This is a genomic window from Candidatus Thermoplasmatota archaeon (assembly GCA_034660695.1).
Classification (GTDB): domain Archaea; phylum Thermoplasmatota; class E2; order UBA202; family DSCA01; genus JAYEJS01.
Genome location: JAYEJS010000121.1, coordinates 1 through 5,094, shown reverse-complemented (window position 1 = coordinate 5,094; position 5,094 = coordinate 1). Strand labels below are relative to the sequence as shown.

Below are 5,094 nucleotides of genomic sequence, written 5' to 3'. Positions count from 1 at the left end.
GCCAACTTCTAAAGTTTCTGGTCTTTCAGTATTATCTCTTAAAGTAACGCATGGAACCTTAAGAATGCAGCTCTCCTCCTGCACACCACCCGAATCTATGTGCCCTTTTTTCACCATTGTAACCACCATCCAATCGTTTCCTAATCGTTTCCTAATCGTCCGCTAATCGTCCGTTTCATCCGCAAAATATAGTGGACTCCTCTCCCCTTACCGACCATATCTATAAGTTCTTTATTTACCATATCAGCTAACTCTTCATGAGCAACTGTTTTTCCAACACCACAAATATCGCAATAAGTTTTTCTGTCAATTTTTCCGTGCTCTTTCAGATACGTTATAGCTCTCTTCTGCCTATCATTTAAACCCAATTGTTCTAAGTATTCATCCGTAAGCCGGGATTTTCTAAAAGTCACGACCAAACTTGTTCCCGTAAATTCAAATTCCGGCTCTGGCAGTCCCCAATCAATACACCACTCTATGATCTTGTTTGTTCCGGTCCCAACCTCTTCAATATACCTGACCCAGAAGAACTGCTTTGCTATCGCTGGATTTCTTGGTATGGACTCATGCACCTGCCTGAGCGTCTCGACAGTCCAGCCTTCCGGCAACCTACCAGCATTCCAGAACTCCATCCGATCATCAAATATCCTTACCTGAACCTTGGATGTTGTTTCGTAGTCCCTGTGACTTATTGCATTCGCAAGTGCTTCTCTTATCGCTTTTGGTGGATACTCCCACCGCTCCTGCCGCTGGATTTTCCCTTCTTCTATCCATGCAGACAAAGCAATGTTGTTGAAGATGAACTTCTCTGCTTCTATTAATTGGTCAAACACATCACCATCCACAGTTCTTAGATCTATCATCTCGCCTGTAACACTAACACCTTTAAACCTGATGCACTTAACTTCAGATTGTATGAATCTTCGCTGCGGGTCTTTGCCAAACAACAGAACAGCACCATTTGTTGGTTTTCCCGCTTTCAACAATTTCAATCGCAACAATGCCTCTTCAACAGGACTATTTTCGTTTATATCCAACCCTCTTTTATGCCTTGCCTCCTCTAAAAACCACCTCACCTTATCTTCATCAATATCCTCTAAATTCGCTCCTTCGCAAATCTCTTCATCCCAGTAAATCTTCTTTCCTTCCAGTGCCAATTTTCTTATCTCATCACTTGAAACTCTCTGATTACTTTTTCCTACCCTTTTGTAAACTTTATCAAAGGCAAATACTGGCTTTGTTTTGCTTTTCTTGACCTCGATGACAATAATATCCTTACCTTCTACGTTCTCAACAGAAATGGAAGGGTAAATTGCCGGATCTGTATTCTGTTTTATCCTATTTGCCAAAGTTTCAATAGTCTTTTTGCCAATATCCACACCGCCAACTTCGCCTTTGTCAGTTACGCCTATGACTATTATTCCTCCTTTCGTATTTGAAAATGCAGAAACACACTCCATTATTTTATCGGTTTGAGATAAAGATGGTTTGAATTCTACTGTTTCAGATTCTCCTTTTTCAATTGGATCCTTTATTTTTATCATTTACATTCCCTTTCCAATATCTCCACAATTTTCCTTCATATTCAGAATAAACTCCTTTCATTTTAAACACCTCTACCATGTATTTCCTCTAGCAATTTTTGCATTCTGGTAATGAAATCTCTTGCAATTTCGATACTATTTTCAACCTCTTCAGCAGTTATATGCAAAGTAAAAGAATATTGATCAGTATGGCGCGCGCTTCTAATCCTATCAAATATTTCAACCCATTTCCCTTCAAGCATCTTTTTATCAACATACTTTTCAAGATAAACGCCTACACAGTAATGACTTCTCTCTCTTACACCATCATTAAATAGTATTGCCCTTGCAGAATGAAATATAGCTAAATATGCAGAAGACAAGCCAGATCTATATGCCCCAGAATTGAAATTCTTAATAGATTCTTCTAACCATTCTTTTGCTAATTTTATTGATTCTTGTGCTTTTTCACCTGAAGGTTCAACATACCGTAGTAGATCCCTTCCAAAACATTCTTCCAACTTATTCAATAGACTCACCCATTAGTATCACATAATTCTTTATTATTGAATTATAAAAGGGAATGTCTCTCTCTTTTAATTCTTTAATCTTCTGAGGCGTCAGAACAAGAAGATTCACCTCTGCCCCACCCATGTCTTTAAGTTTTTTTTGGAGCTTTGCAAGTTCATACTCTGAAGGGTAGTGATCTGTTTTTACCCATATGTCGATATCGCTGTCATATACATTCTCCCCAGATGCCCAACTTCCAAAAAGACCTATTCCTCTAACCCAGTCATATTTTATAAAATTGATATTTATCTTATTTAAATTAAGAAATAATTTTATTGCTCTAACTATTGCATTGTCTAAAATTATATATTTTCTATTCTGCTTTTTGATTAGTCCAAAGTTAATTAATTTATTTAAGTATCTAGAAACAAGACCTTTATTCACACCTGTTTCTTTTGAAACTTGGGTTACTGTTACATCCTTTCGATAAAATATGTAGTACAGTAGTTTTATTCTTTCTTCGCTTTTAAATAGATATGAAATCATATTATATCTAAATTGTTTACAATTTATAAACTTTTTGTTTACAAAGCGTAAACAAATTGTTTACAATTTATAAATATATGGTGCACATATGTTGTTATATCCTATAATACCACTTCATCCATTCCACTGTTTTTTTAATCCCTTCTTCAGGCGGAACTTTTGGATCATGTTTTAAATCCCTAACAGATTTTGAGAAATCCATCTTTTTAACTTTTGTCGTATACGGCTCTGCCTCTTTATATATAACCAAGGAATCATCTTTTTCACATGCATTGAGAATAATATCCGAGTATTCCTTAATATCTTTTTCCCATTCCTGCTTTCCACCAACATTGTAGACTTCCCCTGGAATAAAATTATCCACAATATTGGCAAAAGTTCTGCACGTATCCTCAACATAATCAATTATTCTTTTATGTCCTTTGTAAACAACATAAGGCTTACTAAACAACGCGTGATATATAAATTTGGGAATGAATCCTCTGTAGGGAGTATAATGCTCATGGGGACCGTAGCAATTAACTGGCCTTACTCTGACCGTTTCCGTTCCAAACATTTTTGCAGAATTCATGCACATTAATTCTCCAGCCCACTTACTTATTGCATAATCGTTCATTTGATATGTATCTTTTATTGGATTGTTGACCATTACGTCCTCAGACATTATCCCTTCATAATCTCCATACACTTCTGCACTAGAAAAGAAAATCATTCTAAATTTTAACTTCTCTTGCAGTCGGATCATGTGTTTAGTGCCCATAACATTAGTTGCCCATAAATTTTCATAGTAATCTTCTCCATTCCAACGGCCATATTCAGCTGCCAAATGATATACATAATCAAATTTTTGTTTATCGAATATTCTCTCTAATTGCCTGTAATTTCTCACATCTGCTCTTATGTAATTCTCCCTATCTGTATTGTAAAGATCTGCAGCAATCACATCATGACCTCTTTTTTTAGCTCATTCACCAAATTGGTTCCTATAAATCCTGCTCCTCCTGTAACTAATATACTTTTAGTTTCCATTTTTTTCACTTCCCCTTTTACTTGTCAGGAATTGCCTTTCTGCATTTAAATATGACTGCCCCTCCTTCTGTGTATGGTTTTTCTGAATCTACACATTGCAGATTTTCATATTTCTTCAATCACTTTTTTCTCTTTGCTTATGTATCGCTATCTCCAGATATTCGGCCGGTGATATCTTGAAGTTTTTGGAATTTTGCATGAAACTATCAATCAGTATTGCTTGTTGTTTACTCCATACCCTGTTTGGCGACCTTTTAACCCATTCAGCGTAATAATGAATGAAATTCAATCTTTCTCGGAGATTTTTATTCTTATCAAACTTTAATTCCATATTTTTCACCATCCACATTTAATTCATGTATGAACTTTTTTAGAAGATTCAAATCGATTTTTTCTTCAAAAATGTCCCAGAGATATACCGCATCTTCGATATCCTTGTTACTCCCGAGATATAGTTTATAAGGTATTTGCAGTTCAATTGGGGAAATGAATATATGTTTATCATCTATTGTAACTTTTATACGGTTATCCACGGCATATCTATCAAAGTCATCCTTTACAAATTTTAATTCGATATTTGGTATGATTGTATCCTTCTTTGCAATTCTTATCCCCAACCCTTCTTCAAGCATTTCGTACAATCCATCTGCATTTTCGGGATTTAAAAAATAATATCCCTTATTTATGAGCATCTGATAAAAAGAAGTGAAAAAATTTTTATCAATGCTTTCTATAAGTGTATCAATATCTTCGGTACCCCTTGCTCTACCAAAAAGAATTGCAACATATCCACTTACAATCGTATATTTTGTATATTTTCCGAGTAATTTTGTGAAATCTAAGACAAATTCGTCTAAGGCAGTAATTACTTTATTTTTTATGGCTATATTACCTTTCTCGTAACTCAGTTCCATTAATACACCTTCACGATTATAACTAAATTTTCTTACATCTAAATATTACAGTTCCTCCCTCTGTATATGGCTTTCCAGGATCAACACATTGCATATATGCATTATCTGGACCTTTCTCTGTTGTTAATCCTAACTTCACTGGACACCAGTCATGTTCTAATATTGTGGCATAATGAAGCAGGGTTGATAATGCATGAGTGCATAACTCATCTGTTTTATCTAAAACTATTTCTGGATCATCTATCACGATTTTATCCCCCACTTTATATACAGGACATTTTCCCCTTATTTTATGAACTGTAATTTCCAGCATGTTATCACTTTTTTACTAAGCCTTTTGCCTTTTCAAGGGAAATATTGAAGTCTAAACATTCTGAATATGTCTGTGCTACTAAATAGTGGTGTAAATCATTTTTTATTAGAGGCAGGCCTTTTCTGAGTACTTTTAGCTTAAAAAAAGGGTCCAAATCTTGAAGTTGGACTAAATCCACTGCTATTCCTACCTCTAACTCAAATATGACTCCCAATCTCAATAGTTCCTCAAAATTTAACTGGGGTATAGCATAGATTGC

General features: G+C 35.2%; 6 protein-coding genes and 2 pseudogenes. All 8 read right to left on the bottom strand.

The window, feature by feature from the left end; genetic code table 11:
• A pseudogene (locus U9O96_06290) lies at nucleotides 1-96 on the bottom strand (UDP-N-acetylglucosamine 2-epimerase).
• Between the two features lie 44 nt (nucleotides 97-140).
• Nucleotides 141-1,544: a putative DNA binding domain-containing protein gene (locus tag U9O96_06285; GenBank protein MEA2054700.1), complete on the bottom strand. Its 1,404-nt coding sequence runs from the start codon at nucleotides 1,542-1,544 to the stop codon at nucleotides 141-143.
• 62 nt (nucleotides 1,545-1,606) lie between these two features.
• Nucleotides 1,607-2,053 carry a HEPN domain-containing protein gene (locus U9O96_06280; protein MEA2054699.1) on the bottom strand — a complete coding sequence of 149 codons (447 nt, stop codon included), beginning with the start codon at nucleotides 2,051-2,053 and terminating at the stop codon, nucleotides 1,607-1,609.
• The gene (locus tag U9O96_06275; protein ID MEA2054698.1) at nucleotides 2,046-2,579 is read right to left on the bottom strand and encodes a nucleotidyltransferase domain-containing protein; all 534 of its coding nucleotides are present in this window, start codon (nucleotides 2,577-2,579) and stop codon (nucleotides 2,046-2,048) included. The genes U9O96_06280 and U9O96_06275 overlap by 8 nt, the downstream gene beginning before the upstream one ends.
• Before the next feature lie 94 nt (nucleotides 2,580-2,673).
• Nucleotides 2,674-3,608 (bottom strand): annotated as a pseudogene (locus U9O96_06270) (NAD(P)-dependent oxidoreductase).
• Between the two features lie 314 nt (nucleotides 3,609-3,922).
• A complete protein-coding gene (locus tag U9O96_06265; protein MEA2054697.1) occupies nucleotides 3,923-4,522 on the bottom strand; it encodes a hypothetical protein in 600 nt (199 codons plus the stop codon).
• Between the two features lie 22 nt (nucleotides 4,523-4,544).
• Nucleotides 4,545-4,835 carry a TIGR04076 family protein gene (locus tag U9O96_06260; protein ID MEA2054696.1) on the bottom strand — a complete coding sequence of 97 codons (291 nt, stop codon included), beginning with the start codon at nucleotides 4,833-4,835 and terminating at the stop codon, nucleotides 4,545-4,547.
• Nucleotides 4,836-4,839: 4 nt separating this feature from the next.
• A partial coding sequence (locus U9O96_06255) for a hypothetical protein (GenBank protein MEA2054695.1) occupies nucleotides 4,840-5,094 on the bottom strand: 255 nt, incomplete at its 5' end.